The sequence below is a fragment of the Mucilaginibacter sp. genome (assembly GCF_028287845.1).
In the GTDB taxonomy this organism is placed as follows: Bacteria; Bacteroidota; Bacteroidia; order Sphingobacteriales; family Sphingobacteriaceae; genus Mucilaginibacter.
Genome location: NZ_JAQBOW010000013.1, coordinates 1 through 18,403 on the forward strand (window position 1 = coordinate 1; position 18,403 = coordinate 18,403).

Below are 18,403 nucleotides of genomic sequence, written 5' to 3' on the forward strand. Positions count from 1 at the left end.
GTCATGGGTAAAGACCAGGATCAGCAGCATCAGCAACAAATGGTAAGGTACCAATTGCAGGAAAAACGGACGTGAAATATTTATGGATAGGCCCATCAGCCCAACTAAATGAAATAGTATAATTAGCCTTATTGCCGGGGCCGTATACCTTGAATTTATATTCTGCGGCCTTTCCATATAATGGTTTTAGTTAGGTGCCTTTGTATAGCCAGGAAAGCAATAAGCGTTAGGCTAAGCATTTGCAGCGGGTGCAAAATAATATTGTACCATGCATTTTGTCCGGCAGATAACGAGATCATGATACGGGTAAGTATAATTAAACCGGCCATAAAAAATATCAGATGAAAATCAAGCGTTATCATTACCATCATGGGGCCGCCAATAATGAATACAATATAAATTAAAAACCAGAGTACATTATAACTAAATGCCGCCAGGAAGTTTTTGCTGAACCCGTTTACCGCATCTGTATAGTTATTATACATACGGCAATTTACCATTCCGTTGGCCATTAATGCTTCGCCGTTGTAGCCCGAGGCTTTAATCAGGCGCATTATTTCTACATCCTCTACAACTTTGTCTTTTACCTGTTCATGCCATAGATTGTTGCGATAAGTTTCGGCATCAAACAGCATAAACTGCCCGCTTGCAGCGGCAACTGTATGATTTTTAACCAGGTATATTAAACGCAATGGCAATAAATTTAATAAGATATAATGCATTAAGGGCACTACCAATTTTTCGCCGATAGTTAGCATTTGCTGGTTAGCAAACAAACTTAATAGCGCCAGCTTTTGCACATACATGCGATGAACGGCACTATTTATTAAACCCTTGCTCATTTGTTCATCGGCATCAATAAATAAAAAAAAGTTTCCGCGGGCCTGCTCTGCTAATTGATGGCAGGCATAGTTTTTACCCAACCAGCCACGGGCCAGGTTATCGCCCTTTATAACACGGAAATTGGGATGGGCCGCGGCGAAAGCAGCGCAAAGCGCGAAAGTGCGGTCCGTCGAATCATCGTCTAAAATAATAACCTCGTAGTCTTGATAATCTTGTTGATGGATGGATTGAAGCAGGTTTAAAATATTTCCTTCTTCGTTACGAGCCGGTATTAAAATAGATACCAAATCATAATAGGACCGGTTTACACGGCGAAGTTTAGGATCTGAAATAAAATTGAACAACGTTACCGCAAAGCGCAGAATAATGAAAAAAAAGGTAATGGCTATTGCAATTATCATTATATAACTATTTGCGTTTGTTGTTGATGTGATGCAGTATAATGTTGCTGATAGGCATCTTGTAGTTCTTTTATAGTTGAAAAATTATCATCCGCGGTTTTTAAATAAATATAAGCACCCGGGTGCTTATGCTCAAAGTTTTCAATAAATGTAGTAGAAAATATAGTTTGAAATTTACCGGCTGCCTGTTTAATTATTTTTATTATGCCTTTTTCAAACTCTACCCCGGTAATAAAGTTAGAGTAAAGTTTACCTTGCGGGAAAATAAGCACCAGGTTACCCGGCTCATTTAAAAGTTGCGCGGCGTAGTCAAGCGATTCAATAATATCTCTTGATTTTTTATTGATAGAGAAAGCGCCGCCATATTTTAAAATAGGTACACGTTTAGAAGTTCGTTCCAGCAGCATAATGTGAAAATTCTTTTTAAATACTTTACAATTTACCCAATATAGCAGAAAGCCATCCCAAAAACCGCAATGATTGGCAATTAATAAAACCGATTTGTTTTTATTGATATCAATAACATTAAAGTTGATGTTGTTAAAATGCCTGCGAATTATCCAATGCACATAAGTATGAAAGGCCCGACGGATAATGTTATTTTTCTTTGGATAGATCACACGGCAATATTTAATGGATTATATTTATCTGGTATTTAAGTGCTTGCTTGTGGAAGGGTGTTGTGTTTGTAACCCGCTCATCATACGGCACTTCGCCCGTTACGCCGCAATCATACAGGTAACTGGTAAAATTATTTCGGCGCGAGGGTGTCATATCTCAAATTTAGCTAAATATTCATCAAGTGCGGGTATAACCAGCCAATGCCCTAATGGCAACTCATGTACTTCGGCATTGTTCAGTTTTTGTATAAATGGCAATGCTGCAGTTTTGGGGAATAAATGATCATGCTCGCCAAATATTAATTTGCAGGGTATTTGGTAGTGATTTATCAGGCTGGCAATTTTGTCTGTGTCTGGCTTAAGCAGGCGGATAAGATTAAGGGTATAATAAACATCCAAGCGTTTTTTCGGCGTATCCATTTCGCTATAAGCTATCTTGTGCAAATTTTCATCAATAAACCCTATTTTTTTAAGGCTATTTAGCATTGTAGTTGCCAGCCATTTGCTTTGGGTTACATGTTTAAAAAACCACCTGCCAACAGGCTGGTGAATTAAAAAATGAATGCCTTTGTATACCGACAAGCCATCAGGAGCTATTAAAATTATTTCGTCAATCAAGTCGGCATATTCTTCAACCAGTATCAGCGCAAATTTAGCGCCGATAGAATAGCCCATTACCGAAAAACGTTGCCTGCCATGCAGTTTAAACCATTCTTCAATATAATTACGTACCATTTCCCGGGGCATTCCAGCCAAAATTTGTCCTTGGGTCCAACCATCCAACTTGCTTTCATTATGAAAAATATGATCAAAGCCATAAACATGATATTGCTGTAAAACAGATCGCTCCAATACATGAAATTGTTTACCGGTCATGCCATACCCATGAAAGGCCAGCATAGGTTTTGTGCCGGTGCCATATTCATGAAAATGTACTTTACCCAAGCCGGTAAGATGTAGAAAACCCATTAAGCAATAATAAGGATAATGCCGAATATTTGAGAAAATTACTCACCGTCTTCCAGGGCAAATACATTAAAAATTTATTAAAACTCTTTAATCAGTACCAATCTATATGGGGTTAGTTTAAATACAGCGTGCCCGAAGATATGTTCTGAAAAATATTACAAAGATACAGCCTGCCTTACATGCCCCATAATAACCGCTGTGGCTCCTACATGCTCTTCCACATAACCTTTTGATTTTTTACTTACAGCACTACAATAGGCGTCATCCTCGATCAAAGCGACAACAGTCCTTTTCAATTCGCGGTCGTCGGCTATGCTAAAACCCGCACCAAGTTCAATCAGATCCTTCGCTTCTTTAAACTTAGCATAGTTAGGGCCAAATATTACCGGTAAACCAAATGCGGCCGCCTCTAAAGTATTGTGTATGCCTGCGCCAAATCCACCGCCTATAAAAGCTATGTCGCCATATTGATACAGGGATGATAGCATGCCGATGTTATCAATTATCAAGATTTGAGACTTGAGATTTGAGGTTTGAGATTGCAGTTGTGAATAACGGGTAACAGAATTTTGAGGTAGAAAACTGATAAGTTTATTAATTTTTTCCACGCTGATTTCATGCGGAGCGAAAATAAATTTCCAATCGGGATATTGCGTAACTAATGTAGCTACCAACTGTTCATCAGCCGGCCAGGTACTGCCGGCAATGAATAGCTTTTGGTTGTTTTTAAATTCGCTGATAACCGGTAGTTGTTTTGCCTCCTGTGCGTTGGCCCAAACTCTGTCAAAGCGTGTATCACCGCTAACGGTTGCATTGGTGATATTAATAGATGCTAATAATTGAATTGATTGCTCATCCTGCACAAAAAAATAACGTACAAAACCAAGTATTTTGCGGTGCAGGCCGCCATACCATTTAAAAAACACCTGATTTGGCCTGAATATGCCCGATATGATGTATAAAGGTACACCCCGCGTATTCAATTCATTAAAATAATGATACCAATACTCGTATTTGGTAAATATAGCCAGTTTAGGATTTATGGCTTTAATAAAGTCTTGCGCGTTTTGTGCAGTATCTAGCGGTAAATAATAAACGGCGTCGGCCAACGGCGTACTTTTTCTTATTTCATAACCAGATGGGGAAAAGAACGTAATAACAATTTTGCTTTGCGGGTATAAACTCCTGAATTTTTCTAAAACCGGCCGTCCCTGCTCAAACTCGCCAAGCGAAGCGAAATGAAACCATATACTTTGCTCAAAATGTATATAAGTAATATGTTGGCGCCCCTTTATCCACAGCCCGGCTTTTTTATTAAAAGAGGAAAATAGTAATATTAAGAGGTAGTAAACGCGTAACCCAAGGTTATATAATAATAACATTTTAAATACGAAATCAGTATCTTCGCCGGGATAAATATAATAACTAAAAACAATATACTTTTGTGAAAATAGCCGTAGTAGGAACAGGATACGTAGGCCTGGTAACAGGAACTTGTTTGGCCGAAACAGGTAACCAGGTTATCTGTGTTGATATTAATGAGCATAAAGTAAAAATGATGCAGGAGGGCAAATTGCCCATTTATGAGCCAGGTTTGGAGTTGCTTTTCCATCGTAACATAAAACAGGGGCGGTTACATTTTACCAATAACCTTTCGGAAGCAATAGCAGAAGCTAAAATTATATTCCTGGCTTTACCCACCCCCCCTGATGGCGATGGGGCGGCAGATCTGAGCTATGTGCTGGGCGCCGCGAAAGAAATTGCACATTTGATTACAGAATATAAGGTTATCGTAACCAAATCAACTGTTCCGGTTGGCACGGCAGATAAAATTACTGCCGTACTAAATGAGCATACCAATGTTGAATTCGCGGTAGTATCAAATCCTGAATTTTTGCGCGAAGGCGTAGCAGTTGAGGACTTTATGAAACCAGACCGGATTATTATAGGAACAATGGACGAGCGTGCACGTAAGTTAATGAGTGAGATTTATTCGCCATACGTGCGCCAGGGAAACCCGGTTATTTATATGGATCAACGCTCTTCCGAACTGACAAAATATGCAGCCAACTCATTCCTGGCAACCAAAATATCATTTATGAATGAGATAGCAAATCTTTGCGAATTGGTTGATGCCGATGTAGATATGGTTAGGCGCGGTATGGGTGCTGATGATCGTATAGGCCGTCGGTTTTTATTTTCAGGCATTGGCTACGGTGGCAGTTGTTTCCCCAAAGATGTGCAGGCGCTGGCCCTATCGGCAAAACAACATAGCTACGATTTTAAAATATTAAACTCGGTAATGGATGTTAATCACATCCAACGGAAGATATTGGTTGAAAAGGTGAGGAAATATTATAAAGGCGATCTGAAAAATAAAAAATTCGCTATCTGGGGCCTTGCCTTTAAACCAGAGACAGATGACATTCGTGAGGCGCCGGCATTGTATATTATTGATGAGCTATTGAAAGAAGGTGCGTCGGTAACAGTGTTCGACCCGGAAGCGATGACAAATGCAAAAGGCCTGATGGGAGATAATATAAATTATGCTGCCAATCAGTACGATGCTTTAACAGATGCAGATGCTTTATTAATATTGACTGAATGGTCGGTATTTAGAAATCCTGATTTTGATCAATTATCCGATCTTTTAAAATCGAAGGTTATTTTTGACGGACGTAACCTATACGATATCCAGAAAATGATAGATTGCGGATTTTACTATAACAGTATTGGAAGGAAAATAGTAAGCTAATGGCACGTAATCGCATATTAATTACCGGTGCGGCCGGCTTTTTGGGCTCACATTTATGTGATAGGTTTATCAAGGAAGACTATCATGTAATTGGTATGGATAACTTAATTACCGGCGATTTGCGCAATATTGAGCATTTGTTTAAACTGGAGAATTTTGAGTTTTATAACCATGATGTTTCCAAGTTTGTATACGTGCCCGGCGAGTTAAATTATATACTGCATTTTGCCTCGCCTGCAAGCCCGATAGATTATTTAAAAATACCTATCCAAACTTTAAAAGTAGGCTCATTGGGCACTCATAACCTGTTAGGTTTGGCTCGCTCAAAAAACGCGCGAATGCTGATTGCATCCACATCCGAAGTTTATGGCGACCCAAATGTTAACCCACAGCCCGAAGAATATTGGGGCAACGTTAATCCGGTTGGCCCACGCGGAGTGTATGATGAGGCTAAACGTTTCCAGGAAGCTATTACAATGGCTTACCACACCTTTCATGGTTTAGAAACACGTATAGTACGTATATTTAATACTTACGGCCCACGTATGCGCCTAAATGACGGACGTGTATTGCCGGCTTTTATTGGCCAGGCGTTACGGGGCGAATCATTAACCATGTTTGGCGACGGATCACAAACACGTTCATTTTGTTATGTTGATGATCTGATAGAAGGCATCTACCGCTTACTGCATAGTGATTATGAGCAGCCAATGAACATTGGCAATCCGGATGAAATTACCATCCGCCAGTTTGGAGAAGAAATTATAAAGCTAACAGGTACCGACCAGCAATTAATAAGTTTGCCTTTACCTACCGATGATCCTAAGCAACGCAGGCCCGATATTACAAAAGCTAAAAGTATTTTGGGTTGGGAGCCTAAAGTTTCAAGAAGCGATGGACTGAAAATAACTTATGAGTATTTTAAGTCATTGCCCGAAAAGGAAATTCTACACAAAGATTTTACTTATTATAACAAAAACTAATGGCAAAGATATTAGTAACAGGAGGCTTGGGTTTTATAGGTTCGCATACAGTTGTTGAGCTGGTAAATGCGGGTTATGACCCTGTTATTGTTGATGATCTTTCAAATTCAAATGCTAAAATACTCAATCAGCTTGCTAAAATAATAGGGTATAAACCTGCATTTTATCAGCTTAATCTTTGTAATGAGCAGGGTGTAAAAGAGTTGGCTAAAAACGAGCCGAATATTACCGGTATTATACATTTCGCCGCATTTAAAGCTGTTGGCGAATCGGTGCAATTTCCATTAAAATATTATCGGAACAATCTTTACTCGTTACTTAACGTATTGAATGTATATGATAGCAAGCCTGTAAATTTTGTATTTTCATCAAGCTGTACAGTTTACGGGCAGCCAGATAGTTTGCCGGTTACAGAAGATGCTCCGGTAAAATCTGCAGAGTCGCCGTACGGAAATACAAAACAGATAGCAGAAGAGATGCTAAAGGATATGTCTGCCGCCGGCAGTAATTATAAGATAATCGCTTTACGTTACTTTAATCCGGTAGGGGCCCATGAAACAGCATTAATAGGCGAGTTGCCTATTGGTGTGCCACAAAATCTGGTGCCGTTTATTACGCAGACGGCTATAGGCAAACGCCAAAAAATAACGGTATTTGGCAATGATTATAATACACCCGACGGAAGCTGTATACGTGATTATATTCATGTAGTTGACTTGGCCAAAGCGCACGTAGCGGCGTTAAAGTTAATGGAAACAAAAGGATTTACCGGTTATGATGTTTTTAATATTGGTACGGGTAAAGGCAGTTCGGTGTTAGAAGTAATAAAAGCTTTTGAACAAACAACCGGAATTAAATTGGCGTATACAATAGGACCGCGCCGTGATGGTGATATTGAAAAGGTTTGGGGCGATGTTACCAAATCCAAAAATGTTTTAAAATGGAAAACCGAGCTTGATCTGGATACCATGATGCAATCTGCCTGGGAATGGGAAAAATACATTGCCCAAAACCCTTTATAACAGTACAAAAATAAATATGAAGAAAATTATCATTACCGGCGGAGCCGGTTTTATAGGGTCACATGTTGTGCGCCGGTTTGTAAAAAATTATCCGGAATATAGTATTATCAACCTGGATAAATTAACCTATGCAGGTAACCTGGCAAATTTAAAGGATATTGAAAATGCGCATAATTACAGGTTTGTAAAGGGTGATATAGTTGATATGGTTTTTATTAATCAATTATTTATTGACGAACAACCTGATGCGGTGATACATCTGGCGGCCGAATCGCATGTTGACCGTTCTATAACCAATCCGCTGGAGTTTGTAATGACCAATGTAGTTGGTACAGTAAATTTGTTAAATGCCGCCCGCACGTGCTGGAAAGGTAACTATGCCGACAAACGGTTTTACCATGTATCAACCGATGAAGTATATGGTACTTTAGGTGAGGATGGGATGTTTACAGAAGAGACCGCGTATGATCCGCATTCTCCTTATTCTGCATCAAAAGCAAGTTCTGATCATTTTGTCAGGGCATATTTTGATACTTATGGTTTAGATACCGTTATCTCTAACTGCTCCAATAATTACGGGTCTTTTCATTTTCCCGAAAAATTGATACCCCTTGCTATACATAATATTAAACAAAAAAAGCCTGTCCCGGTATATGGCAAAGGTGAGAATATACGAGATTGGTTATGGGTTGAAGATCATGCCCGTGCCATTGACCTGATATTCCATAAAGCAAAAACCGGTACAACCTATAATATAGGCGGCCATAACGAATGGAAAAACATAGACCTTATAAAAGCGTTATGTACTATAATGGATAAAAAGCTAGGCAGGACAGATGGAGAATCTGAACAATTAATAACTTTTGTTACAGACAGGGCCGGTCATGACCTGCGCTATGCAATTGACGCCTCAAAACTTAAAAATGAGTTGGGTTGGGTGCCAAGCATTACCTTTGAAGAGGGTTTGGAAAAAACTGTTGATTGGTATTTAGCAAATGAAGAGTGGTTAACTGATGTTACATCCGGCCATTACCAGGAATATTATACCGAACAATACAACGATCGATGAATGTTTAATTTTTTTAAAAAAAAAGAAGTCAGGGAAGATATTTCTTTCAATTACGAATCCGTTGTAGTTGATATGCATTCCCATGTTTTGCCTGGTATTGATGACGGGGCGCAAAACCCTGAAGAATCTATCTTTTTGATTAAAAAGATGATGGAGTTGGGAATAAAAAAAATAATCGCCACTCCACATATCATGATCGATTTTTATAGAAATACACCAGAGACAATAAATGAAGCACTTGAAATACTGAAAGCCGAATTAAAAAAACAGGAAATTGACATAGAAGTTGAAGCTGCAGCCGAGCATTATTTTGACGAAACTTTTGAAAAACGTGTAGAAGATAAACGGTTAATGACAATGGGAGATAATTATGCACTTTTTGAATACTCATTTATAAGCCCGCCCCCTAATGCGTTTTCGGTTATACAAAAAATGATTGAGTGGGGAGGCTATAAACCTATATTGGCACATCCCGAAAGATATACTTATATGGATACAGATGCTATGGCAGTTTTGCGTAGCTGGGGCTGTAACATGCAAATGAATACGATATCATTAACCGGATATTATGGTAAAGATGTAAAGAAAAAGGCCGAGGATATGGTAAACATGCAATTAGTTGATTTTATCTCGAGCGATATGCACCATCCGCGCCATGCTCAGGCATTTAAGGATGCATTAGCTATGCCACACCTGGAAAAAATATTATTTAATTATCCGCTTAAAAATATAATGCTGAAGTAGGAGAAACTTGATTCTTTACATCTTAATTCTGCTTATTCATATCTCAATGCCTCAACCGGGTCAAGTTTGGCAGCTTTTTTAGCGGGATAAGATCCTGATAGCAATCCAATTAGGGTACATAGTCCTATAGCGGCAAATAGCCAAAGCCATGGCACAATAAATTTACCACTAATTTGTATGGCAATAAGGTTACCAACCGCCATGCCCAGTATAATGCCTCCTATGCCCCCTATTAAACAAATTACAATAGCTTCTATTAAAAATTGCTTGCGTATTACAGCCGGGGTGGCGCCAATTGCTTTACGGATACCAATTTCGCGGGTGCGTTCAGTTACAGAAACCAGCATAATATTCATTAAACCAATTGCTGCGCCAATTAAGGTAATTATACCGATGGCAAAACCGGCAATCGTCATCCCACTTAACTGACCGGCCAACTGTTGTTGTACAGAATCACTCCGGGTAATTTCAAAATTATCTTTATTAGCAACAGTAAGGCCGCGTATGTTTCTAAAAAGAGACGTGGCTTCGCCAATACTGGCATCAAAACCACCTGCTGTATTTACCATTATAGTAATAGCAAATGATGGATTGGAAATTGCCGCTATTTGCTTAGCTTTAAGTATAGGTATGGTACAAAGCCTGTCGCCCCCCATGCCCGCGCTCGATCCTTTTGGCGCGAAAACACCAATCACCCTAAATTTATTAGAACCAACAAAAATTGATTTGTTAATAGGGTCTTCATTTTTAAAAAGCTTGTTTTTTAGCTCGTTGCCAATAATTACAACATTGGCGCCATGTTCTAATTCGGCGTCTGAAAAATTGCGCCCAAAAGCTAATTTATAGCCATTGGTTTGCAAATAGTTTTCATTGGTACCGGTTACTGTAATATTAGGGTTGGTTTTTTCACTGCCATATTTTGCAATGGCAATGCCCGATATATCTAAGTTTATAGCAATTAATGCGGGTAGTTTAAAGGCTTCCCTAAAATGCTGGGCCTGGTCATACCGTATTGAAGGATAAACTTTTCTATGGCCGCCGTTACCAAAATTTACCCCCGAACCACGATTTTGTATAGTAAACGAATTTGCCCCAAGGCTTGAAAAAGCGTCTGTAGTATATTGTTTAATACCTTCAATAGCAGTTAAAATGCCCACCAAAGCCATAATGCCAATAGCGATGATTAGCGAGGTAAGCGAAGTACGCAGCTTGTTTCCTGCTATAGATTGCAAAGCTATCGCGATGTTTTCTTTAAGAGTGGTTTTTACCGGCATGGTATAAATATAAAAAACTTAGCGGTATGACTAACCTGTATGCCAATTTGTTACACTAACCAGTTATAATTAATAAGATATGTTTTAAATTTATTTTTTATTTGATACAACATGAAAACAAAGGAAACTTTAAAAGCATCTAAATAAAAAGAGCCAGGAAACAAAGATCTGTTTAAAATCTTGTTTCTTGACTCTTGTATCTTGATTCTATATATATTATACCGAAAACGAGGTTCCGCAACCGCAGGTGCTTGCCGCATTAGGATTATCAAAAGTAAAACCGCGCGCGTTTAAACCATCCTGGAAATTTATCTGCATACCCATTAAATACATGCCGTGCGCTTTATGCATAAAAACACGAAGGCCGTTGATCAAAAATTCCTGGTCGCCCTCTTTTTTCTGGTCAAAGCCTAATACATAGTTCATGCCAGAACAGCCGCCACCTTCAACGCCGATGCGCAGGCCAAAATCGCCGCCAATTTCTTGCTGATCTCTTAATTTATACAATTCTTTAACGGCGCCTTCTGTAAGTGTAACCGGTGCGGGTGTAGTTTCAACAGCAATACTCATCTTATTTTTAATTATCTACACAAATATAAGGTAAAATGCGGATTTTTGTTTCCGTCGTATTATTTATGACCTGCACCTAACATTAAACAGATACATGATACTATATCCTTATTTATTAGATATTATAAAATATACAGTCGCCGGCCTTGGCGTAGTGTGGATAGCATTTTATTTACTAAAGCCTTATCTTGACCGGTCAGAAAACATACAACTCGTGGAACTTAAAAAAACCATAGGGGCCCAAACGCTACCATTACGGTTACAAGCGTATGAGCGGGTGGTATTGTTTATTGAGCGCATCAACCCGTCAAATCTTCTTATCCGGTTAAATAACCCTGATTACTCGGCTGCTGAATTATATATGTTAATAGTTGCCGAATTGCGTAACGAATATCAGCACAACGTTACCCAGCAAATTTATGTGAGCAGCAATACCTGGGCGGTAGTAAAAAGATTAAAGGACGAAACCCTGGGCATAGTAAATAACGCCATAAAAGCATTACCGGAAACAGCTACCGGGCTTGAATTAAGCAAAACCATACTAGCGTACATAAGCCAATCAGAAAACAATCCGTATGATATTGGCCTTAGTTTGATCCGCAAGGAACTGGAAGAATTATTTTAGAAGCTATGGCTGGTAAAAAACGAACAACCACATCGGGCATTGAAATTAAGGAGGTGTACACTACGCCCTCTTCAATGAATGAATTGCCCGGCGAGTTTCCGTACACCCGGGGTATTCAAAAAGATATGTACCGCGGTAAACCCTGGACCATGCGCCAATACGCTGGTTTTTCTACCGCCGAAGAATCAAACAAACGTTACCATTATTTATTGGGCCAGGGTACAATGGGCCTGTCGGTAGCTTTTGATCTGCCAACACAAATAGGGTATGACTCTGACCATGAATTGGCCGAGGGCGAGGTTGGCAAGGTTGGTGTAGCTATTGATTCATTAAAGGATATAGAAATTTTGTTTGATGGGATTGAGTTGAAGGACATCACCACATCTATGACCATTAATGCTACCGCGCCCATTTTACTGGCTATGTATATCGCGTTAGCAAAAAAGCAGAGGGCCAATCTACAGCAACTATCGGGCACCGTGCAAAATGATATATTAAAGGAGTACGCGGCAAGAGGTACCTACATTTACCCGCCCGAGCCATCTATGCGACTGATAACCGATGTGTTTGAATATTGCAGCAAGGAAGTACCTAAGTGGAACACTATATCCATATCAGGCTATCATATCCGCGAAGCGGGATCAACCGCGGTGCAGGAACTGGCATTTACCTTAGCCAATGGTAAAGCATACTTAAAAGCCGCGCTAGCTAAAGGATTAGATATAAATGTGTTTGCTAAAAGGCTATCCTTCTTTTTTAACTGCCATAATAATTTTTTCGAGGAGATAGCCAAGTTTAGAGCCGCGAGGCGGATGTGGGCACATATAACTAAAGAGTTGGGTGCGACTGATGCCGGGGCGCAAAAGCTACGCTTTCATACCCAAACCGGCGGCTCAACCTTAACCGCCCAGCAACCCATGAATAATATAGTACGTGTAAGTAACCAGGCGCTGGCCGCGGTATTAGGTGGTACACAATCATTACATACCAATGGTTATGATGAAGCTATAGCCCTGCCAACGGAAGCTGCCGCCAAAATTGCCTTGCGCACGCAACAGATCATCGCTTTCGAAAGCGGGGTAACTGATACCGTTGACCCATTAGCGGGCTCATACTTTATAGAAGCGCTTACAGACGAACTGGAAGCCGCGGCCCAACAATACATTGATAAAATTGACGCTATGGGCGGTTCGGTAAAGGCTATTGAGCAGGATTATATTCAGCAGGAGATAGCCAGCTCGGCCTACCAATACCAAAACGAGATTGAAAGCGGCGAAAAAGTAATAGTAGGTGTAAATAAGTTTACGCAGGAAGAAGCACCGCTAACCAATGTATTTAGGGTAGATGACTCTATACGTAAACATCAAATAGAAAAAATTACCGCTTTAAAGGCCGAAAGAGATAACCCGGCTGTTATGATTTGCTTACAACAGTTGAAAGACGCGGCAGCCGGAAAGGAAAACCTGATGCCCTATATATTAGCAGCGGTTGAAAACTACGCCACTCTTGGCGAAATAGCTGACACGCTACGCGAGGTTTTTGGGGAGTTTTAAAACTAGCAGGAGTAAAAGTAAATCCACCGAAATAATGGAAATTCCTAAAACTAGCGTAATGTTACCTTGTTGGTAAGAAGATATAAGGCCAAATTTTTTGAGGTAATTAATAATAAACCTGCTAAATCTGCATAAAACGCAATGTTTACTATTAAAAAGATTATAATGACTTTTAAGTCATGCGTAATATAACTTTTTATCTTTAAAAAAATACAATAGCAAGTGTATTTTTTTTGATATTTATTTTCATAAAAAGTGAAAAATAAATTTTTTAATTCGCTTTTTTTCTGAATATTCGATGTTCCGTAGCAGCCCCAATAAATATGTCGCTGGGGGGTGTAAATCAACATTTTACTAATATCACATATGGAAAAAACTTGTACTACCGTTTGGAATAGCTGCCTCTTTATAATAAAAGACAACATACCGGCACAAAGCTTTAAAACCTGGTTTGAGCCGATTAAAGCTTTACGCATGGAGGGTAGCGTTTTAACAATACAAGTTCCTAGTTTATTCTTTTACGAATGGCTTGAAGAACATTACGTTCAGTTACTGCGTAAAACAATTAAAAAACAATTGGGTGATGATGGACGTTTGGAATATAACATAGTTGTAGAGCAATCATCAACTAGCAAACCATATACAACAAATATGCCTTCAAACGGAAACGGCGCAGAGTCAAAAAATCAGTCTATGCCTATCCCTATTTCCATAAATAAGGATATTAAGAACCCGTTTGTAATACCCGGTTTAAAGAAACTGAATGTAGACCCGCAATTAAACCGCCAATACACCTTTGAAAACTTTGTTGAGGGCGATTGTAACCGCTTAGCACGATCTGCAGGATATGCTGTTGCAGCCAAACCGGGCGGCACTTCGTTTAATCCGTTAATGATATATGGCGGCGTAGGGTTAGGTAAAACTCACCTTGCACAAGCCATTGGTAATGAAATTAAACGCTCATTACCGGATAAGCTGGTACTATATGTATCATGCGAGAAATTTACGCAGCAATTTGTTGATGCACTAAAGCATAATAATATAAATGATTTTGTGAATTTTTACCAGGCTATTGATGTGTTGATCATGGATGATGTACACAACTTTGCAGGTAAAGAAAAAACACAGGATTTCTTTTTCCATATCTTTAATCACCTGCATCAATCAGGTAAGCAACTAATTATTACATCAGACAAAGCACCAAAGGACCTTGCCGGTTTAGAGGAGCGCTTGCTTTCAAGATTTAAATGGGGCCTTTCTGCCGATCTTCAAATTCCTGATCTGGAAACCCGCATGGCTATCCTTAAAAATAAAACTTACCAGGATGGCATTGAACTGGGCGATGATGTTATAGAATACGTAGCGCACAATATTGATAATAACGTACGTGAGCTGGAAGGCGCAATGGTTTCTTTATTGGCACAATCAACCCTTAACCGTAAAGAGATTGATCTGAACCTGGCCAAGCAAATGCTGAAGAACTTTGTAAAAAATTCTTCGAAAGAAATTTCAATGGAGTATATCCAAAACCTGGTTTGCGAGTATTTTGAAGTGCCTATTGATATGGTTAAATCACAAACCCGCAAACGCGAAATTGTGCAGGCCCGCCAAATATCCATGTACCTGGCTAAGGCACATACCAAGAGTTCATTAAAATCTATCGGTCACTTCTTTGGTGGCCGAGATCACTCAACCGTTATTTACGCTTGCCAAACAGTAGAAGACTTAATTGATACCGACAAAAAATTTAAAGGCTACGTAGCAGATATACAGAAAAAGCTAAAAATGTCGTAAAGATATATACCTCAATATTTAAACGCCATTGTGATTATTTACAATGGCGTTTTTTATGTCTTATATTTTTGCATAACTATTTACTAATTTAGTGTATGAAGAAAATTATAATCCTCGTAGCTATTATCGCAAATTGCAGCATCGCATTTGCCCAGGAAACTGCCGTGGCTGCCGTTAAACAAACCATTAATAATATGTTTGATGCTATGCGTAAAGGTGATAGTACGCTGTTGCGCTCAACATTTGCTATCGGCATTGCATTTCATGGGGTATCGAATAAAAAGGATGGCTCGGCTGTTTTGGTAGTAGATAACCCTAACGATTTTGTGAAAATGGTTGGTACACCACATAAAGGGGTGTATGATGAGCGAATAGTTTTCCAGGATATAAAAATTGATGGTGATTTGGCCAGTGTTTGGGCGCCATACAAATTTTATTTAGATGATAAATTCAGTCATTGTGGGGTGGATGTTTTTCAATTAATGAAAACTGCAGCCGGGTGGAAGATCATTTATATTGTTGATACCAGGCGGAAGGATAATTGTCCTGAATAAACCATGTTATAGTAATCAATATTATTTAGCCATAGCTAAAGCTAAACATTATCCGGTTCTAAAAGCCCACGTTGCCTGTTATAAAAAGCAATAAATAAGCCAATAATACCTGCTGTAATACATACATCGGCAACATTAAAAATACCGGTACGTATATTTTTAATGCCCATATTCATAAAATCGGTTACGTGGCGGTCATAAATTATACGGTCTATAATATTACCTAATCCGCCGGCTATTACTAACGAGAAGGAAAGCAGCTTTAATAAACTAAAATTATTTAATTGCCGTACTACATAAGCAAATAAAAGAAGCAATATTACTAAAGGCACTATACTTAATAACCAAAAACTTACTTTTTGGGGCAGCGCATCGCCAATACTTAAGGCAGCGCCGGTATTTTCTACCCGTTCAAAGCGGAAAGTATCATGAAAGTAAGAGATAGGTTCGCCAAATAACAATAAATGTTCTTTTGCCATTTGTTTGGTTATCCTGTCGCATCCTATAAATACCGTACAGCTAATACAGAATAACAATATTTTTGCCCAATTCTTCATAAATAAGCTATACTAACGGTTCAAACAATTATCTTAACCTATCTGCCGACTTTACCAGCTTCTCATCACGCTGTATAGATTTTTGAGCCAGCACAATCAATAATAAGCTAAGCGAAAGCAGAATGATACCAATGCCATAATTGCCCATATTTAAATAAGCATCTCCAATAGCATTTTTTACCGTTTGTGATACCCAATAGCTATAAGCTATTACTACCAGCATGGCGCCATAACATAAGGCAATTTGCTGTTTGCGGTTTTTATACATAAACATAATTGCCAAAGGTATTAAAGCTACCAACGCGGTTGCCACAGTAAGTGCAGTGAAAGACCCGGTATGGGTATGTTGGCCGTTTACATCCTGGTAAATACCGGTAACCATAATAGTTACAGGTTTGCTGTTAACATATACATTATGAACCAGTGGGAAAAGAAATAGCGCAGCTATTACAAGCCCGGCAAATAATAAGTATATACTTTGTATTCGTTGTAACATAAGTTGGATATTATGGCGCAAATATAATTGTTTAGGTATTGATTACTGTTTATTTATTAAAGTGCTAATATATAGTGTAGATTTATAATGCTTTAATTATAACTACCTATGACTGATACAACTGATGCTGCTCGTTCTCCAAAGGATGTAAAGCTTGAAAACAACCATTTAAAAAAAATGTTCCTTGAACATTTAAACAGTGTTTATTTTGGCAAGCAACATTTGTTCGATTTTTTTAACGAAATTGAAACTATAGCTTCACTGAAGCAATTAAAGCTGGCTATTGATGAACTTAGAACAGATACTAAAAGCCAGGTACTGCAAATGGACCAGATATATACATCTATCCAGAGCGTGCCTGCAAAAATTAGCGTATTAGGCATGAAAGCCATGATGTTGGAGGCTTATCTGTCGGTAATTAAAACGGGCAAAACACCTATTGAGCGTGATGTATTTATATTGTTTTATCTTCAAATAATAGAAGGTATTGAAGTAACCTACTTTAATGTGCTGAAAAATCTGGCCAAATCAATTGGCTACAGCAATACTTTTTTGGATCAGCCTTTTGATACCGCGGTTGAGAATAAGGTTTTGTTTGAGGCTATTTATAAAGAATATATTAGTTAGTGAAGATTGGGCTTATCATATTTGACACTAATCTTCAATCACTAATCTTTAATCTTCATTAGCTACCTTTGCACTTGTGGCAGCAAAACAACGCTATTTTATTGAACTGGCTTATGATGGTGGCAACTATCATGGCTGGCAATCTCAGCATAACGCCGTGAGCGTGCAGGAGGTGCTTAATATAGCGTTATCAACCATTTTACGCGAACCAATAGAAACGGTAGGTTGCGGGCGTACAGATACTGGAGTGCATGCAAAAGAATTTTTCGGGCATTTTGATTGTAAGTCTACGGTCCATACTCCATCTTCTGTCGCTAATAGTGTACGTAGCATTAATTCTGTTTTACCGCATGATATCGGTGTAAAAAGCATCATCCCGGTTCATGCCGGTGCACATGCAAGGTTTGATGCTACTTTGAGGTCTTACGAATATCATATCCACTTTAATAAAGACCCATTTAAAAAGGGCTATTCGTGGTTACTGCGTGATGAGCCTGATCTGGAATTGATGAACAGGGCCGCGAAGATCATTATGGAATACATTGATTTTAGCTGTTTCAGTAAATCAAACACACAGGTTAAAACCAACAATTGTAAAATAGTTAATGCAAAATGGGTGCGCGAAGGTGATAGCATAATTTTCAAAATATCTGCCGATAGGTTTCTGCGTAATATGGTACGCGCCATTGTAGGTACGCTGTTAATGGTGGGCCACAAAGAAATTGAGCCCGAAGCCATACGCGATATCATTGAAAGTAAAAACCGCAGCAACGCAGGGGCATCTGTGCCGGCTTGCGGATTGTATTTAACGGAGGTGAAGTATCCTATTGTACCTCTCATGAAAGAGGAACAATAGCGTAATCGGTTTTATTTTCGATCAATAATAAAGTAACTTTGAATTAGTGAGTACAGATAAAAATAACAATTCCCAAAAAGACACTTCAAAG

Annotated in this window: 19 protein-coding genes; 11 read left to right on the top strand and 8 right to left on the bottom strand. The window is 38.9% G+C overall.

Annotated features, from left to right (window positions below):
- Positions 1-155: 155 nt before the first annotated feature.
- The 4 genes from JWP71_RS01330 to JWP71_RS01345 all read right to left on the bottom strand — a co-directional run bounded on the left by JWP71_RS01330 (position 156) and on the right by JWP71_RS01345 (position 4,215).
- Entirely contained in the window at positions 156-1,244 is a 1,089-nt protein-coding gene (locus JWP71_RS01330; RefSeq protein ID WP_299496230.1) for a glycosyltransferase family 2 protein, read from the bottom strand.
- Entirely contained in the window at positions 1,244-1,864 is a 621-nt protein-coding gene (locus tag JWP71_RS01335) for a 1-acyl-sn-glycerol-3-phosphate acyltransferase (RefSeq protein WP_299496232.1), read from the bottom strand. Before JWP71_RS01335 ends, JWP71_RS01330 begins: the two co-directional genes overlap by 1 nt.
- A 150-nt stretch (positions 1,865-2,014) precedes the next feature.
- Positions 2,015-2,833, bottom strand: coding sequence for an alpha/beta hydrolase (locus JWP71_RS01340; protein ID WP_299496234.1), 819 nt, complete (start codon positions 2,831-2,833; stop codon positions 2,015-2,017).
- 155 nt (positions 2,834-2,988) lie between these two features.
- Positions 2,989-4,215 carry a glycosyltransferase N-terminal domain-containing protein gene (locus JWP71_RS01345; protein ID WP_299496236.1) on the bottom strand — a complete coding sequence of 409 codons (1,227 nt, stop codon included), beginning with the start codon at positions 4,213-4,215 and terminating at the stop codon, positions 2,989-2,991.
- 62 nt (positions 4,216-4,277) lie between these two features.
- Between JWP71_RS01345 and JWP71_RS01350 the strand changes: the two genes are divergently transcribed.
- The 5 genes from JWP71_RS01350 to JWP71_RS01370 are packed head-to-tail and all read left to right on the top strand — an operon-like array spanning position 4,278 to position 9,406.
- Positions 4,278-5,588, top strand: a complete 1,311-nt coding sequence (locus JWP71_RS01350; RefSeq protein ID WP_299496238.1) for a UDP-glucose/GDP-mannose dehydrogenase family protein — start codon at positions 4,278-4,280, stop codon at positions 5,586-5,588.
- Entirely contained in the window at positions 5,588-6,571 is a 984-nt protein-coding gene (locus tag JWP71_RS01355; RefSeq protein ID WP_299496240.1) for a UDP-glucuronic acid decarboxylase family protein, read from the top strand. The genes JWP71_RS01350 and JWP71_RS01355 overlap by 1 nt, the downstream gene beginning before the upstream one ends.
- Complete coding sequence (galE, locus tag JWP71_RS01360; RefSeq protein WP_299496242.1) at positions 6,571-7,593, top strand: UDP-glucose 4-epimerase GalE; 1,023 nt, start codon at positions 6,571-6,573, stop codon at positions 7,591-7,593. Before JWP71_RS01355 ends, galE begins: the two co-directional genes overlap by 1 nt.
- Before the next feature lie 16 nt (positions 7,594-7,609).
- Positions 7,610-8,662 carry a dTDP-glucose 4,6-dehydratase gene (gene rfbB, locus JWP71_RS01365; RefSeq protein WP_299496244.1) on the top strand — a complete coding sequence of 351 codons (1,053 nt, stop codon included), beginning with the start codon at positions 7,610-7,612 and terminating at the stop codon, positions 8,660-8,662.
- Positions 8,663-9,406 carry a CpsB/CapC family capsule biosynthesis tyrosine phosphatase gene (locus tag JWP71_RS01370; protein ID WP_299496246.1) on the top strand — a complete coding sequence of 248 codons (744 nt, stop codon included), beginning with the start codon at positions 8,663-8,665 and terminating at the stop codon, positions 9,404-9,406.
- A gap of 32 nt (positions 9,407-9,438) precedes the next feature.
- Here JWP71_RS01370 and JWP71_RS01375 read toward each other — a convergent pair whose 3' ends face one another.
- Positions 9,439-10,680 carry an ABC transporter permease gene (locus JWP71_RS01375; RefSeq protein WP_299496248.1) on the bottom strand — a complete coding sequence of 414 codons (1,242 nt, stop codon included), beginning with the start codon at positions 10,678-10,680 and terminating at the stop codon, positions 9,439-9,441.
- A 216-nt stretch (positions 10,681-10,896) separates the two neighbouring features.
- Positions 10,897-11,250, bottom strand: a complete 354-nt coding sequence (locus JWP71_RS01380; protein WP_299496250.1) for an iron-sulfur cluster assembly accessory protein — start codon at positions 11,248-11,250, stop codon at positions 10,897-10,899.
- 94 nt (positions 11,251-11,344) lie between these two features.
- On the opposite strand from JWP71_RS01380, the gene JWP71_RS01385 reads away from it, so the two are divergent.
- The 4 genes from JWP71_RS01385 to JWP71_RS01400 all read left to right on the top strand — a co-directional run bounded on the left by JWP71_RS01385 (position 11,345) and on the right by JWP71_RS01400 (position 15,776).
- Positions 11,345-11,875 (top strand): hypothetical protein, encoded by a 531-nt coding sequence (locus tag JWP71_RS01385; protein ID WP_299496253.1) that lies wholly within the window; start codon positions 11,345-11,347, stop codon positions 11,873-11,875.
- Positions 11,876-11,880: 5 nt separating this feature from the next.
- Complete coding sequence (locus JWP71_RS01390) at positions 11,881-13,428, top strand: methylmalonyl-CoA mutase family protein (protein WP_299496254.1); 1,548 nt, start codon at positions 11,881-11,883, stop codon at positions 13,426-13,428.
- A 366-nt stretch (positions 13,429-13,794) separates the two neighbouring features.
- Positions 13,795-15,222, top strand: a complete 1,428-nt coding sequence (gene dnaA / locus JWP71_RS01395; RefSeq protein WP_299496256.1) for a chromosomal replication initiator protein DnaA — start codon at positions 13,795-13,797, stop codon at positions 15,220-15,222.
- Positions 15,223-15,317: 95 nt separating this feature from the next.
- Positions 15,318-15,776 (top strand): nuclear transport factor 2 family protein, encoded by a 459-nt coding sequence (locus JWP71_RS01400; protein WP_299496258.1) that lies wholly within the window; start codon positions 15,318-15,320, stop codon positions 15,774-15,776.
- 41 nt (positions 15,777-15,817) lie between these two features.
- Here JWP71_RS01400 and lspA read toward each other — a convergent pair whose 3' ends face one another.
- Both lspA and JWP71_RS01410 read right to left on the bottom strand, forming a co-directional pair.
- A complete protein-coding gene (gene lspA, locus JWP71_RS01405; protein WP_299496260.1) occupies positions 15,818-16,333 on the bottom strand; it encodes a signal peptidase II in 516 nt (171 codons plus the stop codon).
- A 28-nt stretch (positions 16,334-16,361) separates the two neighbouring features.
- Positions 16,362-16,829 (bottom strand): DUF4293 domain-containing protein, encoded by a 468-nt coding sequence (locus JWP71_RS01410; protein WP_299496262.1) that lies wholly within the window; start codon positions 16,827-16,829, stop codon positions 16,362-16,364.
- Positions 16,830-16,937: 108 nt separating this feature from the next.
- Here JWP71_RS01410 and JWP71_RS01415 point away from each other — a divergent pair, with 108 nt between their 5' ends.
- The gene (locus tag JWP71_RS01415) at positions 16,938-17,456 is read left to right on the top strand and encodes a DUF892 family protein (protein WP_299496265.1); all 519 of its coding nucleotides are present in this window, start codon (positions 16,938-16,940) and stop codon (positions 17,454-17,456) included.
- A gap of 76 nt (positions 17,457-17,532) precedes the next feature.
- On the top strand, positions 17,533-18,312 hold the full coding sequence (truA, locus tag JWP71_RS01420) for a tRNA pseudouridine(38-40) synthase TruA (protein WP_299496267.1): 780 nt from the start codon (positions 17,533-17,535) through the stop codon (positions 18,310-18,312).
- Positions 18,313-18,403 lie beyond the last annotated feature (91 nt).

What these genes read in the sequence shown, in the direction of transcription:
- JWP71_RS01330 (WP_299496230.1), bottom strand. Translation starts at nt 1,244, where the DNA reads ATGATAATTGCAATAGCCATTACCTTTTTTTTCATTATTCTGCGCTTT.
- JWP71_RS01340 (WP_299496234.1), bottom strand. Translation starts at nt 2,833, where the DNA reads ATGGGTTTTCTACATCTTACCGGCTTGGGTAAAGTACATTTTCATGAA.
- JWP71_RS01345 (WP_299496236.1), bottom strand. Translation starts at nt 4,215, where the DNA reads ATGTTATTATTATATAACCTTGGGTTACGCGTTTACTACCTCTTAATA.
- JWP71_RS01355 (WP_299496240.1), top strand. Translation starts at nt 5,588, where the DNA reads ATGGCACGTAATCGCATATTAATTACCGGTGCGGCCGGCTTTTTGGGC.
- galE (WP_299496242.1), top strand. Translation starts at nt 6,571, where the DNA reads ATGGCAAAGATATTAGTAACAGGAGGCTTGGGTTTTATAGGTTCGCAT.
- rfbB (WP_299496244.1), top strand. Translation starts at nt 7,610, where the DNA reads ATGAAGAAAATTATCATTACCGGCGGAGCCGGTTTTATAGGGTCACAT.
- JWP71_RS01370 (WP_299496246.1), top strand. Translation starts at nt 8,663, where the DNA reads ATGTTTAATTTTTTTAAAAAAAAAGAAGTCAGGGAAGATATTTCTTTC.
- JWP71_RS01375 (WP_299496248.1), bottom strand. Translation starts at nt 10,680, where the DNA reads ATGCCGGTAAAAACCACTCTTAAAGAAAACATCGCGATAGCTTTGCAA.
- JWP71_RS01380 (WP_299496250.1), bottom strand. Translation starts at nt 11,250, where the DNA reads ATGAGTATTGCTGTTGAAACTACACCCGCACCGGTTACACTTACAGAA.
- JWP71_RS01385 (WP_299496253.1), top strand. Translation starts at nt 11,345, where the DNA reads ATGATACTATATCCTTATTTATTAGATATTATAAAATATACAGTCGCC.
- JWP71_RS01390 (WP_299496254.1), top strand. Translation starts at nt 11,881, where the DNA reads ATGGCTGGTAAAAAACGAACAACCACATCGGGCATTGAAATTAAGGAG.
- dnaA (WP_299496256.1), top strand. Translation starts at nt 13,795, where the DNA reads ATGGAAAAAACTTGTACTACCGTTTGGAATAGCTGCCTCTTTATAATA.
- JWP71_RS01400 (WP_299496258.1), top strand. Translation starts at nt 15,318, where the DNA reads ATGAAGAAAATTATAATCCTCGTAGCTATTATCGCAAATTGCAGCATC.
- lspA (WP_299496260.1), bottom strand. Translation starts at nt 16,333, where the DNA reads ATGAAGAATTGGGCAAAAATATTGTTATTCTGTATTAGCTGTACGGTA.
- JWP71_RS01410 (WP_299496262.1), bottom strand. Translation starts at nt 16,829, where the DNA reads ATGTTACAACGAATACAAAGTATATACTTATTATTTGCCGGGCTTGTA.
- JWP71_RS01415 (WP_299496265.1), top strand. Translation starts at nt 16,938, where the DNA reads ATGACTGATACAACTGATGCTGCTCGTTCTCCAAAGGATGTAAAGCTT.